This window comes from Enterobacter sp. 61D5, from assembly GCF_034107965.1.
Lineage (GTDB): Bacteria > Pseudomonadota > Gammaproteobacteria > Enterobacterales > Enterobacteriaceae > Enterobacter > Enterobacter cloacae_M.
The window spans coordinates 127,533-127,783 of the sequence record NZ_JAWNFK010000025.1 but is presented as its reverse complement, the minus strand read 5'-3'; the positions used below and the strand labels follow the sequence as shown (position 1 = coordinate 127,783).

The 251-nt window shown below is 64.1% G+C and carries 1 protein-coding gene; it reads left to right on the top strand.

Going from position 1 to position 251, the window contains the following annotated elements:
* Positions 1–251 (top strand): hypothetical protein (locus UTM25_RS21150; RefSeq protein WP_320715298.1); only part of this gene is annotated, 251 nt, incomplete at both ends.

Sequence of the window (251 nt, the reverse complement as noted above, 5' to 3'; positions counted from 1 at the left end):
GTTTATGGATGAACCCACCGGCGGGCTGGACGTCTCCGTGCAGGCGCGCCTGCTCGACCTGCTGCGCGGTCTGGTGGTGGAGCTGAACCTCGCGGTGGTGATTGTCACCCACGATCTGGGCGTTGCGCGCCTGCTGGCGGACCGTCTGCTGGTAATGAAGCAGGGTCAGGTGGTGGAAAGTGGGTTAACCGACCGGGTGCTCGACGATCCGCACCATCCGTACACCCAGCTGCTGGTGTCGTCCGTATTGC